General features: G+C 66.8%; 15 protein-coding genes. 8 read left to right on the forward strand and 7 right to left on the reverse strand.

Going from position 1 to position 19,402, the window contains the following annotated elements; all coding sequences use genetic code 11:
* Positions 1-156: 156 nt before the first annotated feature.
* Positions 157-2,244 carry a putative bifunctional diguanylate cyclase/phosphodiesterase gene (locus CLM73_RS01680; protein WP_105237050.1) on the reverse strand — a complete coding sequence of 696 codons (2,088 nt, stop codon included), beginning with the start codon at positions 2,242-2,244 and terminating at the stop codon, positions 157-159.
* Between the two features lie 184 nt (positions 2,245-2,428).
* Complete coding sequence (locus CLM73_RS01685; protein WP_105237051.1) at positions 2,429-3,538, reverse strand: YcjF family protein; 1,110 nt, start codon at positions 3,536-3,538, stop codon at positions 2,429-2,431.
* A 338-nt stretch (positions 3,539-3,876) separates the two neighbouring features.
* Here CLM73_RS01685 and CLM73_RS01690 point away from each other — a divergent pair, with 338 nt between their 5' ends.
* Together CLM73_RS01690 and CLM73_RS01695 are read left to right on the forward strand one after the other, a co-directional pair.
* Complete coding sequence (locus tag CLM73_RS01690) at positions 3,877-4,878, forward strand: hypothetical protein (protein WP_105237052.1); 1,002 nt, start codon at positions 3,877-3,879, stop codon at positions 4,876-4,878.
* Positions 4,875-6,050, forward strand: a complete 1,176-nt coding sequence (locus CLM73_RS01695) for a glycosyltransferase family 4 protein (protein ID WP_105237053.1) — start codon at positions 4,875-4,877, stop codon at positions 6,048-6,050. The genes CLM73_RS01690 and CLM73_RS01695 overlap by 4 nt, the downstream gene beginning before the upstream one ends.
* On the opposite strand, the gene CLM73_RS01700 is transcribed toward CLM73_RS01695, so the two are convergent.
* The gene (locus CLM73_RS01700) at positions 5,989-7,098 is read right to left on the reverse strand and encodes an S-(hydroxymethyl)glutathione dehydrogenase/class III alcohol dehydrogenase (protein ID WP_105237054.1); all 1,110 of its coding nucleotides are present in this window, start codon (positions 7,096-7,098) and stop codon (positions 5,989-5,991) included. The genes CLM73_RS01695 and CLM73_RS01700 overlap by 62 nt on opposite strands.
* Positions 7,099-7,121: 23 nt before the next feature.
* On the reverse strand, positions 7,122-7,412 hold the full coding sequence (locus tag CLM73_RS01705) for a metal-sensing transcriptional repressor (RefSeq protein WP_105237055.1): 291 nt from the start codon (positions 7,410-7,412) through the stop codon (positions 7,122-7,124).
* 113 nt (positions 7,413-7,525) lie between these two features.
* Here CLM73_RS01705 and CLM73_RS01710 point away from each other — a divergent pair, with 113 nt between their 5' ends.
* Together CLM73_RS01710 and CLM73_RS01715 are read left to right on the forward strand one after the other, a co-directional pair.
* A complete protein-coding gene (locus tag CLM73_RS01710) occupies positions 7,526-8,128 on the forward strand; it encodes a HutD family protein (RefSeq protein ID WP_105237056.1) in 603 nt (200 codons plus the stop codon).
* An 87-nt stretch (positions 8,129-8,215) separates the two neighbouring features.
* The gene (locus CLM73_RS01715; RefSeq protein ID WP_105237057.1) at positions 8,216-8,980 is read left to right on the forward strand and encodes a carbon-nitrogen hydrolase family protein; all 765 of its coding nucleotides are present in this window, start codon (positions 8,216-8,218) and stop codon (positions 8,978-8,980) included.
* Positions 8,981-8,984: 4 nt separating this feature from the next.
* Here the strand turns inward: CLM73_RS01715 and CLM73_RS01720 are convergent, their stop codons facing one another.
* A complete protein-coding gene (locus CLM73_RS01720; RefSeq protein ID WP_105237058.1) occupies positions 8,985-10,607 on the reverse strand; it encodes a methyl-accepting chemotaxis protein in 1,623 nt (540 codons plus the stop codon).
* A gap of 168 nt (positions 10,608-10,775) precedes the next feature.
* Complete coding sequence (locus CLM73_RS01725; RefSeq protein WP_105237059.1) at positions 10,776-12,185, reverse strand: MFS transporter; 1,410 nt, start codon at positions 12,183-12,185, stop codon at positions 10,776-10,778.
* A 435-nt stretch (positions 12,186-12,620) separates the two neighbouring features.
* Between CLM73_RS01725 and CLM73_RS01730 the strand changes: the two genes are divergently transcribed.
* The 4 genes from CLM73_RS01730 to CLM73_RS01745 are packed head-to-tail and all read left to right on the forward strand — an operon-like array spanning position 12,621 to position 17,229.
* Positions 12,621-13,124 (forward strand): spore coat U domain-containing protein, encoded by a 504-nt coding sequence (locus tag CLM73_RS01730; protein ID WP_105237060.1) that lies wholly within the window; start codon positions 12,621-12,623, stop codon positions 13,122-13,124.
* 12 nt (positions 13,125-13,136) lie between these two features.
* Positions 13,137-13,844 (forward strand): molecular chaperone, encoded by a 708-nt coding sequence (locus tag CLM73_RS01735; protein WP_105237061.1) that lies wholly within the window; start codon positions 13,137-13,139, stop codon positions 13,842-13,844.
* A 59-nt stretch (positions 13,845-13,903) separates the two neighbouring features.
* Positions 13,904-16,249, forward strand: a complete 2,346-nt coding sequence (locus tag CLM73_RS01740; protein ID WP_418904929.1) for a fimbria/pilus outer membrane usher protein — start codon at positions 13,904-13,906, stop codon at positions 16,247-16,249.
* Positions 16,246-17,229: a spore coat U domain-containing protein gene (locus CLM73_RS01745; RefSeq protein ID WP_105237062.1), complete on the forward strand. Its 984-nt coding sequence runs from the start codon at positions 16,246-16,248 to the stop codon at positions 17,227-17,229. The genes CLM73_RS01740 and CLM73_RS01745 overlap by 4 nt, the downstream gene beginning before the upstream one ends.
* Before the next feature lie 48 nt (positions 17,230-17,277).
* Here the strand turns inward: CLM73_RS01745 and CLM73_RS01750 are convergent, their stop codons facing one another.
* The gene (locus tag CLM73_RS01750) at positions 17,278-19,389 is read right to left on the reverse strand and encodes a site-specific recombinase (protein ID WP_105237063.1); all 2,112 of its coding nucleotides are present in this window, start codon (positions 19,387-19,389) and stop codon (positions 17,278-17,280) included.
* Between the last annotated feature and the right edge of the window lie 13 nt (positions 19,390-19,402).

Consider the following 19,402-nt stretch of genomic DNA (forward strand, 5'->3'; position numbering starts at 1 on the left):
GCATGCCTGCAAAGGCATTGCGTGCTTGAACAGCCGGCGCGCCAGGCGCAACACACCGGCGCGATGGCGCGTCGCATCGCGGCCGGTGTTCTGAAAGTATAGGTCTGCGGCGCGCGCCGCAGACGCCTTATTTCGCGGGGTTGCGCCGGATGCGGCCTATGCCGGCGCGGTATCGGCGGCGGCGCCGTCGTGCGACACCGGACGGCCCAGCAGATACCCCTGGAAGTGCGAGCAGCCCTCCGCCGTCAGGCGTTCCAATTGCGCCGGTGTTTCCACACCTTCGGCCGTCGTGGGGATGTCCAGGCTGCGGCCGATGCCGTTGATGGCGCGGATGATGGCCAGCGCCTCGCGGCTGGATTCGACGTCTTGCGTGAATGACTTGTCGATCTTGATCTTGTCGAACTCGAAGGTGCGCAGGTAGCCGAGCGACGAGTAACCGGTCCCGAAATCGTCCAGCGCCACCTTGACGCCCAGTTCCTTCAGGCGGTGCAGCGTCGCCAGGTTGCCGGAGGAATTGGCGAGCAGCACCGATTCGGTGATCTCCAGTTCCAGACGGCTCGCGGGCAGGCCGGACTTGGCCAGCGCGGACTCCACCAGCGACACCAGCGCGCCGTTGGTGAACTGGCTGGCCGACAGATTGACCGCCACGGTTTCATGGTCGTTCCAGCGCATGGCTTCGACGCAGGCCTCGTGCAGCGTGAAGGCGCCCAGTTCGTGAATCAGGCCGGTTTCTTCCGCGATGGGAATGAAGTCCTGCGGCATGATGAGCCCCTTCTTCGGATGCTGCCAGCGCATCAGCGCCTCGCGGCCCACGATGCGCACATGGCTCACGTCCATGATGGGCTGGTAATAGAGCTGCAGCTGATGCGAGATGATCGCCTGGCGCAGATCCATCTCGACCTCGTGGCGCCGCAGCGCGGCGGCTTCCATTTCCGGCTCGAAGAACGCGAGGCAATTGCGGCCGTTGCGCTTGGCTTCGTACAGCGCCATGTCGGCGTAGCGCAGCAGGTGGTCGGCCGATAGCGACTGCGATTCCGATATGGCGATGCCGATGCTCACGCTGACGGGCACGGTGTGCCCCGCGATCTCGAAGGGTTGGCGCACCGCTTCGATGAGGCGCTCGGCCAGCTTGCGCACGTCGTCCTGTTCGGCGATGTTGGGCAGCACGATAGCGAATTCGTCGCCGCCCAGCCGCGCCAGCGTGTCCTGTTCGCGCAGGTGCTTGGGCAGCCGCTTGGCCAGCAGGCGCAGCAGTTCGTCGCCGGACTGATGGCCCAGCGTGTCGTTCACGCACTTGAAGTTGTCCACGTCCAGGCACAGCACCGCGGTCGAGCGGTCCCGGCTTGCGCCCAGCGCGCTCAGCAGCCGGTCGCGGAACAGGCGGCGATTGGGCATGCCCGTCAGCGTGTCGTGGTGCGCCATGTAGCGCACCTGTGCATGGGCGGCATTCTCGTCCGTGACGTCCTCCGCGATCAGCAGGACGTAGCGCGAGCGCGGGTCGTTGCTGTGAAACGCCAGCGTCTTGGTGTGCAGCGTGCGCGGACCCCGCGCGGTGGCCAGTTCCTCTTCCTCTTCGCGCATGGCGCCGTCCGAGCGCAGCGCGTCGTTGGTCAGGCGGTCGAAGAACGCGCACACCAGTTCGGGCAGGGCTTCTTGCGCGGTCTTGCCCTGCAGGCCGCCCGGCTTGCCGCCAAAGGTTTCCTCGGCCTGCCGGTTGGCCAGCAGGAACTTGCGCGACACGGCATCCAGCACCAGCACGCAGGACGGAATGTGCGACACCACCGCCTGCAGAAAGGTCGACATGGACGTGAGCTCGCTGTTGTAGTGCTCGACCAATTGCTTGGCCTTCAACAACTGCTGCTCGCGTTCGCGGCGTTCGGTGTTGTCGCGCGTGACCTTGGCAAAGCCGATCAGCGCGCCCGTGTCGTCGTGGATGGCGTCGATGACGACGTGCGCCCAGAACAGCGTGCCGTCCTTGCGCACGCGCCATCCTTCGGCTTCGAACTTGCCGGTGTCGCGCGCGGTGGCCAGACCGCGCTGGGGCACGCCGCGCGCCTGGTCTTCCTCGGTGTAGAAGCAGGAAAAGTGGCGGCCGACGATTTCGGCGGCGGTGTAGCCCTTGGCGCGCTGCGCACCGGCGTTCCAGTTGGCGACGGTGCCATCCGGGTTGAGCATGTAGATGGCGTAGTCGACGACGCCTTGCACCAGGTGGCGGTACATGACGTCGGAATTGGCGAGGATCATTGGATGCGGCGGGCTTGCACTGGCCGCGTTGTCGGGCAACGCGGCTGCGCGGATCTGCCCTGAATGACTAGAGGGGTTATACGGATTTACGTCGTGAAGCCGGCAATATTTACCTTACTGTCACGAAAAAGACCAATCTATCGAATCGTGTCGCACAAACTCAATTAATTGCATCGGCCCGCGATCAGAATTTGACGCGTTGCTTGAGCGCCTGCGCGATCATCGCGACGTCGATGTCCTTGCCAGGATGCTTCAGGCAGAAGTCGTGCAGCACCGCGATGTAGGCATTGCCCAGCAGCTTGGTGATGGCGCCAGCGGTGGTGGCGGCGATGGTGCCGCCGACGGCGCTGCCCGCACCCGGAATGAACTTGAGCATGCCCGAGACCACCGAGCGGCCGATGAGTGTGGCGGCGGACGCGCCCAGCGTGGACGTCACCAGCGTGGTGATCGCGGTGGTGTTCAGTTCCATGCCGAAGGTGATGCCGATCTTGGCGATCATGCCGACCTGGATCGGCACCAGCGCAAAGGCGTCGGAGAACGGAATGGGTGCGGCGGCGGCCGAGGCGGCCAGACCGGCGGCCACATTCACCTCGATCTCAGCCCGCTTTTTTTTTACTTCCAGGGCTTTCTTGTTGCGGGTGGAAAGCGCGTTGGCGTAGGCGCGTTGCTGCGCCTCGGGCACGTGTTCGGCCGTCACTTCGATCAGGCGGTCCAGCCCCATGGGCGGCAGTTCGGCGTCCAGCTCCTCGATCCATTCGGGCAGCGCGCGCACCGCCACGACCTGCCGGGCGCGCGGCAACAGCTTGCGGGCGTCTTCGACGAAAGGACTGTTCTTGCGCGCCTTGGTCAGCACCGCGACGACCGGGATGCCGGCCTTGTCCAGCATGTCGCACAGCTCTATTTCCGCGTCTTCGACACGATGGCTGCTGTCCTGGATGCACAGCCACGCCACGTGCAGGTGCCGGTCCTGATCGTCCGACGCCGAGCGTTCCTGGATCAGTTCGGCCAGTTGCGCGCGCGATTGCTCGTAGTCGCCGACTTCCAGGCCGCGCGTGTCGATGATCGTGAGCGGATGGCCGGGCCGGGTGAATTCCTGGGTGGTCTGGGTGACGGGCTTGCCCGCGCCCGTCCGCGCCAGATCGCCGCGGAACACGGCGTTGAGCAGCGTGCTCTTGCCCACGCCCGTCTTGCCGGCGACCAGGATGTTGACGCGGCCGGCGCCCCGCGTGGCGGTGCTGATGGCATCCGCGATGGCGTCCTGCAGGTCGGGGTGGTCGGGGCGGATGGCGCTCATGGAGGGGACTTGGAAAGCGGGGAAGGATGCCGGAACGATATCAGACGACGACTTCTTTGGCGCAAAACGTAATCGGCGGCAAACGGCTCGTCCGTTCGGGGGACGCCATCGGCACGAGGCCGGCCGCCGTGCCGCATCGGCATCCTCGCGGGGGAATTGCATTTTTTCCGTCGCGTGAAAGAAGGGGTCGCAACAGACGTCGCCGCGCGCAAATTTGGGGGCGGATTGACCGAATCTTCAAAGGGTTACATCTCACATAATCCCCTCGCGTTTTCGCAGAGGGCGCTGCGTAGAATCAGGCCGTTGTAAGGCTACGCCGCGGTACTCGCGCAACCATCATGCACCGTCTTGCGCTCGTCCCCCGCTTGCTGCGCTCGCGCCCCGTGACCAAAGGGCTGCGCTACTTGTATCGCTACACGCGGTCCAGGGCGGACCGTCATAACGAAACGCTTTGGCCCTTCGTGACCGTGCGCCGCGACGGCCCGGAGCGGCTGACCGGTTGCGATGTGCATGGCGTGCGCGGTCCGGCGACCCTCCCGCTGGATGCATTGCCGCGAGGCATCGGCGGCGATGCGCACCTGATCCTGAGCGGCCCCTCCGTCGGACAGATTGATTACACCCAATGCCGGATGCGCTCAGTGATGGGCGTGAATGGCTCGATTGCCCTGCGCGCCCGTCATCCGGCGCTGCGATTTGATTACTACGCCATGCTGGACGCGGGGTTCGTCAAGAAGCGCCGCGACCTGGTGGCCGAGGTGCTGGCGCAAGACCTGATCCTGTTCGTGACGCCCGAGGTGTACCGCTGGATCGCGCTGCTGTTCGACGACCGGGCGGTGCGCTGCCGCATCGCGCTGTTCGAGGAAGTGCACCAGCGCGCGCAGCGGCCGCGCGCGCAACCGCAGGCGCTTGAGGCGCAACTGCGCGCTGACGAGGAACTGGTGCTGTTCGATGCGCATCATCCGATGCACGCGCACGGCTTCAGCCTGAATGCCGCCCGCGGCCTGTTTGGCGGCGGGACGGTGGCTTACACGGCTTTGCAGCTGCTGGCCTGGCTGGGCGCAAAGACGGTCTACCTGCATGGCCTGGATCTGACGGCCACCGCGGGCCCGCGCTTTTACGAAAGCGCCGGCGCGCAGTTGCCCACCGCGCTGGACCGCCAGTTTGCGGGACACATCGAACCCGCGTTCCGGCAGGCCGGCATGCTGCTGCGGGCGCGGGGCGTCCAGGTCTACAACCTGTCGCTGCTGAGCCGGTTGGGCGACGACATATTTGAAAAGCGGCATTGGAGCTGTTTGCTTGAAGCTCCCTCCCTGCAACCGCCGACGAGACCCGAATCATGAAGATCCTCTACACCAATTTTCACCAGGGCGATGGCGGCGGTCACACGACGTATGTGATGTCGCTGGCCCGCATCCTGTGCCAGAAATCGCAGGTCACGGTCGGCGCGCCGCGCAAGAGCCGGCTCTTGGCCGAAGCCGAGGCCCTGCCCGGCCTGCGCACCGTTGACCTTGAATTCAAAGGCAGCCTGTTCGAACAGCTTGCCGCGCTGCGCCGCCTGCGCCACCTGGTGCGCCAGGAACAGTTCGACGTCATCCACGTCAACGGTTCCGCCGATCACCGGCTGTGCATGCTGGCCACCATGGGCATGGGACGCAAGCGCCCGTTCATCGTGTACACGCAGCACAACGACCGCGACGCCAACAGTCTGGGCGTGCGCGTGCGGGCCAAGTGGGGCACCAACCGCGTCATCTGCGTGTGCAGCCACACGTTCCGGCGCATGCGGCAATCGGTGTTCCGCAACGAAGATCTGCGCGTGGTGCACAACGGCGTGGACACCCAGAAATACCGTCCGGCCTGCCGCACGGAAACCGTCAACGCGCGCACGCGCTTTCTGCCGCCCGCGCTGCGCGACCGGCTGGTGATCGGCAGCAATGCCGGCACGGCGGACTACAAAAGCTGGATCGACATGGTGGCGGCCGTGTCCCTGCTGCCCGCCGGGCAGAGAAAGCAGGTCGCCATCCTGATCGCCGGCGCGATGCCGGGCGACGACATGCTCAACCAGGTTGCCGAACTGGGCATGCAGGATCAGGTGGTCTTCACCGGCATGCTCGACAACGTCGAGCCGGTGCTGGCGGCGCTGGATGTGGGGTTTGTGCTGTCGTCCCGGCTGGAGACGATTTCGTTTGCGTGCCGCGAGATGATGGCCGCGGGCAAGCCGGTCATCGTGACGAGCGTGGGCGGCCTGACGGAAAACGTCACCGAAGGCCGCAATGGCTGGATCGTGCCGCCCGGGTCCCCGGAGTCGGTGGCCCGGACGCTGTCGGACATCCTGGCGAACCGCGGCGTGCTGCACGCCATGGGCGTGGATGCGCGCAGCACGGCGCTCAAGGAGTTCTCGCTGGCGACCTTCGTCGGCAATACCGAACGCGTCTACCGCGAGAACGCCTACGTCAGTAGTGGATCACCGTCCGGATCGACTTACCTTCATGCATCAGATCGAAGGCTTCGTTGATACGGTCCAGCGGCAGCGTGTGGGTGACGAAGGGATCCAGATCGATCTTGCCGCTCATCGCGTCCTCGACCATGCCCGGCAGCTGCGTGCGGCCCTTGACGCCGCCGAACGCTGAACCGCGCCACACGCGGCCCGTCACCAGCTGGAACGGACGCGTGCTGATTTCCTGGCCGGCGCCGGCCACGCCGATGATGATGCTCTCGCCCCAACCCTTGTGGCAGCATTCCAGCGCGGCGCGCATCACGTGCACGTTGCCGATGCATTCGAACGAGAAGTCCACGCCGCCGTCGGTCAGTTCTACGATGACTTCCTGGACGGGCTTGTCGTAGTCCTTGGGATTGATGCAGTCGGTCGCGCCCATGGCGCTGGCCAGCACGAACTTGTTCGGGTTGGTGTCGACGGCGATGATGCGGCCGGCCTTGGCCTGCACCGCACCCTGGATGACCGCCAGGCCGATGCCGCCCAGCCCGAACACCGCGACGGTGTCGCCTTCCTTGACCTTGGCGGTGTTGTGCACCGCGCCGATGCCGGTCGTCACGCCGCAGCCCAGCAGGCAGACCTTTTCATGCGGGGCCGCCGGGTTGATCTTGGCCAGCGAGATTTCGTTGACGACGGTGTACTCGCTGAACGTCGAGCAGCCCATGTAGTGATAGAGCGGCTTGCCTTCGTAGCTGAAGCGCGACGTGCCGTCCGGCATGACGCCCTTGCCCTGCGTGGCGCGCACCTTCTGGCACAGGTTGGTCTTGCCCGACAGGCAGAACTTGCACTCGCGGCATTCGGCCGTGTAGAGCGGAATGACGTGATCGCCGGGCTTCAGCGAGGTCACGCCTTCGCCCACTTCGATCACCACGCCCGCGCCTTCATGGCCCAGCACGGCGGGGAACAGGCCTTCGGGATCGTCGCCGCTCAGCGTGAAGGCGTCGGTGTGGCAGACGCCCGTGTGCGTGATTTGCACCAGCACTTCGCCGCGCTGCGGGGGCGCGACGTCGATTTCAACGATTTCCAGGGGCTTGCCGGGGCCGAATGCGACTGCTGCGCGTGATTTCATAGCGATGCTCCACGTAGATGGGGTTATTTCAGATAGGAACGGACGATGCGCATGAGGTCATCGATCTGCGATTTGGTCTCGGGCCTGGGGTCCGGCGGACTTTTCTGAGCAGACTGCAGGAACGTTTCCCGCAGATGACTCTCCAGCACTTCGGCCATCAGGCCGTTCGTGGCGCCGCGCAGCGCCGCGAGCTGCTGCAGCAGCGCGCCGCATTCCGTGCCTTCGTTCACCGCGCGTTCCAATGCTAACGCCTGCCCTTGAATGCGGCGCAGGCGGGTGACAACGCGTTTCTTTTCTTCTGGGGAGTGCGGCACGGCAGGCTCCGATTCGATACAGGGGGGGAGTATACGAATTCCGGGGCGGCGCGTCCAGGCCACCTATAATTTCGCCTGTCTTTCGCTCGACCCAACAGGACTTATCCGTGGCCATGATCCCCTCCGACGTGCGGCTGTACCGGGCCGCGGACTATCCCCGCATGCCGTGGCGCAATGGCGGGGGCACGACGCAGGAGATTGTCTGCAATCCGGGCGGCGATACGGCGTCGTTCGGCTGGCGTATTTCGCTGGCCGATGTGGCGCAGGATGGCGGCTTTTCTGCCTTTGGCGGCTACCAGCGCGTCATCACCGTGCTGGAAGGCCGCGGCATCGAGCTGACGGTGGACGGGCAGCGCCAGTCGCCGCTGGCACCGCGCATCGCGTATGCGTTTTCCGGCGACGCGCAGGTGGCGTGCCGCCTGCTCGACGGCCCCATCCGCGACTTCAACCTGATCTACGCGCCCAACCTCTGGCACGCCCGCCTGCAATGGGTGCGCGGCGCGGAGCCCTGCGTGTTTCACAGCAGCGCGACGAGCGTGCTGGTGTTCAATGCCGGCGCCGATCTGACGGTTGAACGGGACGGCGCGCAGCATCGGTTGGCCTCGCGCTACGATTGCCTGCACGCCGAAGGACGGGATGGGCTTGGCCAGTATCGTCTTTGCGCGGAACACGGCATCGACGCGTGCGTGATCGAATTGTCGCCGCGCGCGGTCTGATGCGCGTCGCGTAGTTGTAAACAACGCGTCAGCGCCACCAAAGCCACGACAACAGCGCATCTTCGGCGCTTCGAAAAAGGGGTGTGCATGCGGATCTGCATGATGGAAGGCCCGGCCGGGCTGATGCCGGAAGGCGCGAACTGGGAAGGCATCGCCGATCGCATCCACGAATTGGCGCCCGACCTGCTGGTCACCAACGAGATGCCGTTCGGCCCCTGGCTGGCGGCATTGCCGTCCTATGACGCCGCGCTGGCTGCCGAGTCGGTGCGCATCCACGAGGCCGGTCTTGCCGCGCTGGCGGCGCTGAATGTGCCTGCCATCGTGTCTTCGCGCCCCGTGTTTGCCGGCGACCGGCTTGCCAATGAAGCCTTCGCGTTGCAGGGCGGACGCTATGCGGCGCTGCATCACAAACAGTATTTTCCGCAGGAGCCGGGGTTTTTCGAGGCGGCCTGGTTTCACAGCGCGCGAGAAGGGTTCGAGGTCGCCGATGTGGGGGGCATCCGCGTCGGTGTGCTGCTGTGCACCGAGCTGATGTTCAACGAACGCGCGCGCCGCTATGGCCGCGACGGCGCCGAGCTGATCGTCGTGCCGCGCGCCAGCGGCGCGTCTAGCGGCCGCTGGCTGACGGCGGGCGCGATGGCCGCGCTGGTGTCTGGCTGCTACGTCGTCAGTTCGAACCGCGCCGGGCGCACGGCCGAAGGCCAGGTGTTCGGCGGCATGGCGTTTGCCTTCCAGCCGGGCGGTGAGCCGCTGGCGCAAAGCACCGATACGGAGTCCATCGTGGCGTTCGACGTGGACCCCGTCCGGGCACGGGCGCAGCAGGCGCTGTATCCCTGCTACGTGAAGGAATAGTCCATCACGCCGGCAACAGCGCCGGCTGGCCGTAGGCGGGCACCGCCTGCTGCGCGGCGCCTTGCCCTTGCGCCGGCAGCCGGAATGCGCTGACCGCCGCCTGCAGCCGCTGCGCCTGCGTTTCCAGCGACGACGCGGCCGCCGCCGCTTCCTCGACCAGCGCCGCGTTCTGCTGCGTCACCTGGTCCATCTGCGTGACGGCGGTATTGACCTGGTCGATGCCGGTCACCTGCTCGTTGGACGCGGTGGCGATGTCGTTCACCAGCATCGTCAGGCGTTCGATGGTCTCCAGGATCTCGGTCATCGTCAGGCCCGCGGCCTCGACCTGCGCCGAGCCGGCCTGCACCGTGGCGCCGGAGGCGTCCAGCAGTTGCTTGATCTCCTTGGCGGCGCTGGCGCTGCGCTGGGCCAGCGACCGGACCTCGGCGGCCACCACGGCAAAGCCCTTGCCTTCCTCGCCCGCGCGCGCCGCTTCCACCGCCGCGTTCAGGGCCAGGATGTTCGTCTGGAACGCAATGCCGTCGATCACGCCAACGATGTCCTCGATGCGGCTGGAATCCTGCGCGATCTCGCGCATCGTGTTGACCGCGGCCTGCACGGCGTTGCCGCCGCGCTGCACCACCTCGGACGCGGTGCTCGCCATTTCGTTGGCCAGCCGGGCGTTTTCAGCGTTGCTGGTCACGGTGGACAGCAGTTGCTCCATGCTGGCCGCGGTTTCCTCCAGCGACGCCGCCTGTTGTTCGGTACGGCTGGACAGGTCCTGGTTGCCCGCCGCGATCTCGCTGGAGCCCGTGTTGATTTCGACCACGCCGTCGCGCACGGCGTGCACGGTGCGCACCAGGCTGGCCTGCATTTCCTGAAGGAAGGGGATGATCTGACCCACGCAGTTCTTGCCGAATGACGGAATCGGCGTGGTCAGGTCGCCGCCCGAGATGCGCTGGAAATGGCCCTTGAGCGAATCCAGCGGACGTTTGACGAAATACACGACGTAGCGGTCGCCAAGAATCAGCAGCAGCAGGCAGATGCCCAGCACCACGCCCATGCCGACATAGGCCTGGCTGCGGTTGGCGTCGGCGTCGGCCCAGAGCTGGGTTTCGCGCGCCTTGGCGTACGCCTCGTATTCCTCCATGCTTTTGCCGAAACTGCGGCTGGCGGTGACGACCGGCCCGGCCGCCTGGGCACGAGCCTTGTCCACGGCGCCGGCCTCCAGATGCTGGCGCTGCATGGTAATACCGTCCGCCAGCGCATCAAAGCCGGACCGCATGGCGTCCAGCAGCGCCGCCGGCGCGTCGCGGCGGGCCAGCTCGATGAACTGCGCCTGCTGCTTTCTGGCTTCGGTCAGCGCGGTGTCGATGCTGCGCCCTTCCGCCGCGGCCTGGTCCTTCTGGCCCTCGGCCACATATTCCAACTGGCGCGACAGCCGCAGCCGGGCGCGCATGATCTGGTCGTTGACGCGGGAAAGCGCGGATACCTCGTGCAGGAGTTCGTTGCTGGCTGCGAGCGCTTCGCCGGCGCTGCGCAGCCCATGGACACTGATGGCCGACAAGCCGGCGATGAAGAGGCTGATCACGAGCAAGGTGCCCAGGATCATGCGGCGGATGGTGATGTTTTTCAGAAACTGTGTCATGCGCGTCGTCCCAAAGGTGCAGCAAGCCTGCATAAGGACAACGGCCCCGCCAGAACCTTATTTAGCGGATGTTGCACATCTTACGAATATGTCGATTCGGCGGTCGAATATATCGACACGAACGGCAATAGTGTTGCGTGATGACGTTGTCATGGGGCTGCCGGCGCGTTAGCGCGGCGCCGGCGTTTGCACCGGTTCGCTCGCGTCGAACCGCAGGCGGGCAAAGCTGGCGATGCAGGCCAGCCCGGCGCACAGGCCACCCAGCCACAAGGCTGCGATGGCGCCGTGCGTCGTCGACACGTTGAAACACGCGGCGACCATGGCCGCGCCGGAGGCCTGTCCCAAGAGGCGCACCGTGCCGATCATGCCGCTGGCGCCGCCCGCCCGCGACGCTGGAGCGGAGGTCATGATGGCTCGCAGGTTGGGCGACTGGAAAAAGCCGAAGCCCGCGCCGCAGATCGCCATGCGCCACGAGATGTCCAGCACCGACGGGTCGGCCGGCATCAGCGCCAGCAACGCCATGCCCAGCGCCAACAGGGCCAGCCCCACGCCGCCCAGCATGCCCGCCGGGTAGCTGTCGGACAGCCGCCCCGCGATCGGCGCCATGAAGGCCACGACGACGGGCCATGGCGTGATGAGAAAGCCGGTCTGGACCTGGCTGTAGCCCAGCACCGACTGGAAGAGGAACGGCAGCGACACGAAGGCCAACGCCTGGGCGGCGAACGCGCACACTGCGGTGGCCGCGGACAACGCAAACAAGGGGCGGCGCAGCAGGTCTACCGCCAGGATGGGCGCGGGGTGCCCGGCCTGGCGCCGCATCAGCAGCCACAGGCTGGCCGCCGCCAGGCCGCCCTCCAGCGCCACGCGCGGCCACGGCGCGCCGTGCGCGAGTTCATTGGTCGCCAGCACAAGCAGCCCCAGCGCCATGGCGCACAGCAGCGCGGCAAAGCCGTCGAACCCGTGGTCGGAGCGCGTGGTGTCGGGCAGGCCGCGCAGGGCCAGCACCGCCGCCAGGATGCCGACGGGGAAATTGACCAGAAACAGCCAATGCCAGGACCCGAGCAGCAGGATGGCTGACGCCACGGTCGGGCCGCCGGCAAACGACAGTCCGACCACCATGGCGTTCAGGCCCAGGCCGCGGCCCAGCATATGCGAGGGGTAGATGAAGCGCAGCAACGCGCCGTTCACGCTCATCACCCCGGCCGCGCCCAGCCCCTGCAGGATGCGCGTGGCCACCAGCACGGGCAGGGACGGCGCCAGGCCGCTTGCCAGCGAGGCCAGCGTGAATACCGCGAGCCCCACGATGTAGACGCGCCGGTGTCCCAGGATCTCGCCCAGCGCGGCCGCCGGCAGCAGGCCGGCCACCATCGCCAGCTGATAACCGCTGATCACCCAGATGGAACCCGCCTCGCTGGCCTGCAGGTCGCGCGCGATGGTCGGGAGCGCGGTGTTGGCAATGGCGGTATCCAGACTGGCCATACAGACCGCCAGCATGACGGCGATGAGTGCGCCCAGCCGTTCGGCGGCGGGCAGGCCGACGCCGGCCGGGTAGACGGTGCTGCGGGAGAACGAGAGCATGAATGGGCTGCGCTGCGAGGGCGTCCGGGCGGAGCGTCCGGAGTCGTAGGGACTGATTCTAATGCGCCGTTTGAATTCATCGCCTATGTCGGGCGGGACGCGCGGCGGCGCCGGCACGCCGGCCGCGGCAATCGGGATGTGCGCGTCCGATAAACCGGCCCACGCGAAGCGATTATCCAATTGGATAATCAGCGGCTAATTGTCACTTAATGAAACTGCGACGGAAATTCAATCACAACAATATGTACAGCGAAAATTCCGACAGTTGCATAGGAGCGGTCGGATATTGCGGTGCGATATTCCGGACTGATTGGTTAATAATCGTAATAAATACCCCCGGTATAAGAAACTATTTGGTGCCGCATACCATTATTTGGACGTACGATTATCGCCAGCAGGTTTGATGGTGCAACCGTATACCTGGAGGCATTCCTTATGAAACGCCCGACCTTGCGCGCAGCGACTTTGTGTTTGTTTATCGGTGGTGCGGCGCCCGGCATAGCGCTCGCTCAGACAGCCACCGCGAATTTCAACGTCACACTCACCATTACCGCGAATTGCGTCATTTCTGCGACTGATCTCAGTTTCGGCAGTCAGGGCGTGCTGAATTCTGCGGTCACCGGTAATACCAATCTGTCCGTCACGTGCAGCAATACCACCCCGTATACCGTCGGCCTGAACGCGGGCACGGGTACGGGATCGACGGAAGCCCAGCGATTCCTGAGCGGCACCGGCGCCAATACCGCGACGGTCGCTTATCAGCTTTACAAGCCAGGCAGCACGACCGTCGTGTGGGGCGATGCCGACGTTGCGGCTCGCGTGGGCGGCACCGGCACCGGCGCCGCGCAGCCCATCCAGGTGAACGGCGTCGTACCCGCGCAGACCACGCCGGCGCCCGGCACGTATTCCTCCACAGTCACCGCGACGGTCTACTTCTAAGGGAGCAGCCCGATGCGGATGTTTTTTCGGGCGCTGCTTGCCGTCTGCCTGGCAGGCGGGGGCGGCGCGGCGGTGGCGGCTGCCCTGCAGATCTCTCCGGTGCTGGTCGAGCTTGCGCCCACGCAGGGCGCAAGCGGCATCATGCTGCGCAATCCCGGATCCACGCCGATCTACGGGCAGGTGCGCATCTACGGCTGGGAACAGGCGGACGGCGACGACGTGCTGTCGCCGACCGAGGACATCCAGGCCAGTCCACCCATCATCCAGGTGCCGCCCGGCGGCGAGCAACTGGTTCGGCTGGTGCGCGTGTCCAAGGACGCGCCGTCGCTGCAGAAAGGGTTCCGCCTCATCATCGACGAGATTCCCGACCCGTCCTCGCCAGGCGTGAATGGCGTGGTGCTGCGCCTGCGCTATTCGGTGCCGGTGTTCGTGGCCGGCACGACGCCGTCGCCCGAGCCCGAGCTGGCTTGGCGCGCGGAACGTTCGGGCGGCGACTGGGTAGTGCGCGTGTCGAACAGCGGCACCCGCTATGCGCAGGTGGCCGCGCTGGAAATCCTGAATTCGGCCGGCAAGCCTGTCGCCCAGGTGGAGGGACTGCTGGGTTATGCGCTGGCCAATCGCGCGCGCCAATGGAACATCCCGGCCAAGCAGGGCGCCACCGGGCCGGTAAAGATCAGGGCCATGGTCAACGGCGACACGCTCACTGTCAGCCCGCGATGAAAGCATGACCGCGGTCCGGCGAACCCCACGGCCCGCCGGCAACCACAGAAGGGCAGTCTATGGCAGTGCGCGCTACCCGTCTCCGCGGGCAACGCGCCTTGGGAATCGCACTCTTCCTGCTGGGTGCGCCGGCCCAGGCGGCGGATGTGCCCGGTCAACTGGTCTCGTTCGGCAGCATTGCCGAGCGCGACGTATACCTGGAGGTCAGCATCAACGGCGTCAACACATCCCAGCTATTGCGCTTTCACGACACGCACGGCCGCCTGTCTGTCAGCGGCGCCGCGCTGCGCTCGCTGGGCGTGGACCTGTCCGTGATCGGCATGTCCGCCACGCGCGAAGTCAGCCTGGATGCCGTGGCAGGTCTGCGCTACGTGTACAACCCGGCGGCGCAGACGGTGGATCTGGTGCTGCCCGACACCCTGCGCATGCCGTACGAGGTGAATACGCGCGGCCTGCCGGCCACGCCGCTGGCGACGGCCGGGCGCGGCGTGGTGATGAATTACGACGCCTATGCGCAGACCGACTACGAGTACGGGCTTTCGCTGTATTCCGAACAGCGCTACTTCGATTCGAATGGCGTGTTCAGCAATTCCGGCACGGCCTATTTCGGCGGCCGCGGCGACGAATACGTGCGCTACGACACGTTCTGGACGCGCTCGGACCAGGAGACGCTGCGCACCCTGCGCCTGGGCGACACCATCACCTCGTCGCTGAACTGGTCGCGGTCGGTGCGCGTGGCGGGCGTTCAATGGGGGCGCAACTTCGCGCTGCGCCCGGACCTGGTCACGTTTCCGGTGTCGTCGCTGAGCGCGTCGTCGGTCGTGCCGTCGTCGGTGTCCCTGTTCGTCAATGGCGTGCAGCAGTATTCGGGCAACGTGCCGCCGGGGCCGTTCGTGGTGAACCAGATTCCGGGCATCACCGGCGCGGGCCAGGCCACGCTGATCACGCGCGACGCGCTGGGCCGCACGGTCAGCACGTCGGTGCCGTTGTACATCGACCCGCGGATGCTGGCGGCGGGGCTGTCCAGCTGGTCGGTCGAGGCGGGCTTTGTGCGCCGTCAGTTCAGCGTGCGGTCGTTCGACTACGACAGCAAGCCGGTGCTGACGGCATCGGGCCGCTATGGCTACACCGACGATCTGACGCTGGAGGCGCACTCCGAGGCCGGCCCGGGGCTGTACAACGCGGGCGCCGGCGCGATGGTGAAGATGGGGCAGCTTGGCGTGCTGAGCAGCTCGCTTTCCGGCAGCGCGGGCGACTTCAGCGGCGGCCAGGTGAGCCTGGGGTACCAGTACGTGCGGCCCGAATTCAGCGTGGATACGCAGGTCACGCGCCTGATCGGCAACTACGGCGACCTGGGTTCGCGCGAGGACGCGCCGGTGCCGCGCCAGACCGACCGCGTGACGGTGTCGATGCCGCTGGGCCGCTCGCAAAGCGTGGCGCTCAGCTACATCGGCTACCGCATGCCGAACGTGCCGATGGCAAAGCTGGGGTCGGCCTCGTACACGGCCAACCTGCATAGCCGCGTGGTCCTGACGTTGAGCGCGTACAAGGACTTTTCGCAATCGAATTCGGAAGGCGTGTTCCTGGGTCTGGCGGTGATGCTGGGCGAGCGCGCGCAGGCGGGCGTGTCGGTCGGCCGCCAAGGCGGCGAGGACACCTACAGCGTCAACGCGCAGAGCAGCGTGCCCTACGAGGGCGGCTGGGGGTGGGCGGTGCAGAACGGCCGCAGCGGCGGCATGCAGCTCAACCAGGGCCAGCTCCAGTACCTGGGCCAGTACGGGCTGGTGAGCGGGCTCGTGCAGGACTACGGCGGCCGCACGCAGGCGTCGGTGCAGGCGTCCGGGTCGCTGGTGATGATGGACGGCACCGTGATCCCGTCGCGCCGCATCAACGACAGTTTTGCGCTGGTTTCCACCGAGGGCACGGCCGACGTCGCGGTGCTGCACGAAAACCGACGGCTGGGCCGCACCAATGGCAGTGGCCATCTGCTGGTGCCGGACCTGAACGCCTACCAGACCAACCGCATCTCCATCGACCCCGAGGACCTGCCCGTGGACGTGCGGCTGGACTCGACGCGGGCGGTCGTCGTGCCGCAGTCCGGCGCCGGCGTGCTGACCACGTTCACGGTCGAAAAGTACGACGCGGCCTCGGTGATTCTGACCCTGCCGGACGGGGCGTTCGTGCCGGTCGGGGCGGAAGTCGCCCACATCGAGAGCGGCAAGCGCACGGTGGTGGGCTACGACGGCCTGACGTTCGTGGAGGACGTGGCGGCCACCAACCGGTTGCGGGTGCGCGGCGGCGGCGTGGCGTGCGAGGCTGAGTTCGATTACGTGCGCTCGGACGCCGATCCGCTGCCGACGCTCGGACCGATCGTGTGCAAGCCGTTGGATCGGGGGCAACCATGAGGATCGCCCTGCTGCTTGCCGCCATGGGCGTCTGCGCAGGCTATGCCGGCGCGGCGCAGGCTAACACCTGCGCGCTGTCGGCGGGCACGACCGCCACGCTGGACTTCGGCACGGTCAATCCGCTGCTGCCCGGCGACACGGTGGCGGATGGAACGGTCGCCGTGACCTGCAATTTCTCGCTGCTCGCCATCGGCGCGCGCCTGTGCTTCAGTCTGGGCGTGGGCAATACCAGTCCGTCCATCGCGGCACGCGCCCTGGGCGCGGGCACGAACCGCATGAACTACAACCTGTACACGGACGCGGCGCGGACCCAGATTTGGGGCGCGGCGACCGCCGGGCAACCCACTTCGCAGACGATGACCGGCCCGCTGCTGGGGGGCGGCAACGTGTCGACCACCTTCCGGTTCTACGGCAAGCTTCCGGGCGGGCAGTCCACCGTGAGAACCGTGAACAACGCCAACACGGTATACAGCGAGACCTATGCCACGACCGGCACGCTGGACGTGCTGTTCGGTTTGCTGTCGGGCCTGTCGAATTGCCCGCTGGCGGCGCCCACGCAGCGCATCACGATTCCGCTGGTGGTGCGCACGACCGTACAGAAGAACTGCACCATCAACGCGACGGACATGGCGTTTCCCCCGCGCGGCGTCCTGAACGCCGCGGTCACGGCCAACAGCCAGATCACCGTGCGGTGCACCAACGCCAACGCCTTTTCGCTGTCGTTGAACGGCGGTTCGGTCGCCGGCAATGTGCTGGCGCGCAAGATGAAGCACACGACCGCCGCCGACACCGTGAACTATCAGCTCTACCAGGACGCGGCCTATGGCACTGTCTGGGGCGATGCCTCGGGCGGCGCGCCACGGGCGGGCGTGGGCACGGGCGCCAATCAGACCTTTACGGTGTATGGCCGCGTGCCCGCGCAGACGACGCCCCGGCCCGGCACATACCGCGACGTCGTCACCGCCACGATCACGTTCTGATCGCGTGGCGCCGCGGCCGCGCCCGGCCAGGCGTCCACGCGCGACGCGTCAGGATTGCACGGGCGCCGTGCGCGGCTTGACCGGCCAGAACAGCGATGCCGGACGCCGCAGGATCCGGCGGCGCACGCCGGCGGTCAACGACATGCGATCGTCGCGTCCCATCCCGCGCGACGCCAGCGCCACGTTGAAGGCCAGCGCAAAACTGACGATGACGTTCAGCGCGCCCGTCGCCGCGGTGCCCGCCACGGCCAGCCAGAACACCTGCGTATGCACGAGCTCCCAGCCCAGCGTTGCCACCGCGGCCGCGATCTGGCCGGCGCTGAGCGACACATGGCGCACCTCCAGCTCCGATCCCAGCGCGCTGACAAGCGCCGGCAACAGGCCCAGCATCAGACCCAGCGAGACGTTGGCGGCGATCTGCGAGACGTTGCGCCGCCAGAAGCCCGCCCAACGCACGGCGCCGCGCGCCCCGAGAAGGTAGCGGGTGCGCCGGCCGTACGCCATGACGTCGTGCACGCGATGCAGCGCGAACCAGTTGTCGGCCCACCCGGCGATCAGGCTGGACACCCAGATCAATGCGCCGGTCACCGCGGCATACAGCGGCGTCGGTCCCCAGAACGACAGCGATTGCAGCGTGTCTTGCGCCTTGTCGGCATCGATGAGCGGCTGCTCCAGAAACCGCATGGCCAGCCATTGAATCGCCCAGGCCAGCGGAATCACCACGGCCAGGTTGCCGGCAATCGCGGCGGCGTTCGATCGCAACATCGCCAGCGTGTCGTCCACGAATGCCTCGCGCCCGTCGGGCGAGTAGGCCGCGTCCAGCCGGCGGGCCAGCGCCGGTCCCGTCATGGCCGGCTGCTTGGTTGCAAGCGTGAAATGCGCGAACTGGATCACGAGAAAACTGCCGGCGTAGTTCAACGCGTTCAGCAGGCCTTCCACCCACTTGTCCGCATGCAGCGACGTGATGATGAACTTCACATAGACCGTGAACGCCACCACGAAGCCGCCGCCCATGGATGCCTTGACCATGTCCATGTATTCCAGCGTGTCGCGCGCGATGTAGTGTTCGCCGGTCTCGGCGCTGCGGTCCATCACGCGCCGCGCCAGTTGAGCAAGCGACGACGCCGCCAGGTGCCGGATGCTGCCGCGCGCCAGCGTGCAGCGGATCAGCTCGGCGATCAGGTGCGCGTACCGGTGTCGCTGCGTGGGATCGATCCACACGCCAAGCAGCAGCTCGATGCGCGCCAGGCGCAGCTTCATGCACTCGATCTGGTAGACGACGTCGACCGCGACGCCGTTGCGCTTGAGTTCCTCGTAGACGGCGTCGCCCGCCGCGCGGCAGTCGTCCAGCAAGGCGCGCAGCACGTTCAGGCGCTGGCCCACCACCTCGCGGGGCGTGTCCGGCGCGCTGTCGAACAGTTCTGCCGCCGTGGCCTCCAGCGTGAAGAACGGCGAATCCTCCACGCGGCCCGGCACACGGGAGCGGATGTCCTGGCTGAGCCCGACGGCGCGCACCTGGCTGACGAGCACCTGCATGCTGCTGGTCAGTGCTTGATCCAGCCGCTGGGCAAGTGCGTCGGGCGTGGGGGCAGGCAACGCCTCGGCTGCTTGCGCCGGGCTGTGTGCTTCCAGACGCAGCAACGCGCGCACGCGCGCCAGCGTCTCGTCGTCCAGCGACTCGATCCATTGCGCGTCGCCCGCGCGGCGAAACAGCAGCGTAAATAGACCCGACATATCGCCCTGATTGACGGTCGGCGGCAGCATCCAGGCCACGATACGGCGCCAGAACTCACCCCAGAAGCCAGGGCGGGACGCCACGCCGGTATCGCACAGGAGGGCGGTGGGGTCGTTGTCCACCAGCACCGAACGCAGCGTGGCCGCCGTGCGGGCCGCCATAGTGGGATTGCGTTCCAGCACCTGCAGCAGGTAGCGCAGGCGGGCATGGCGCGGGTCGCGCCCGTCTTCCTCTGCCGGTTCGCCGGCCGCCGGTTCGCCGGCCGCCGGTTCGCCGTCCGGCCGGTTCAGCCAGCGGCCAAGATCGACCAGCCACAGATTGCGTTCGGCCAGCGGGGCTTGCGGATCGGCAGAGGACAGGATGACGTCGAGCTGCGGCCCGCCACGCCGCCAGGCCCGCCAGTTGCGCCACAAAGAGGTAAGCATGGTCGGACCTCGC

It is taken from the genome of Achromobacter spanius (assembly GCF_002966795.1).
Classification (GTDB): Bacteria; Pseudomonadota; Gammaproteobacteria; order Burkholderiales; family Burkholderiaceae_B; genus Achromobacter; species Achromobacter spanius_D.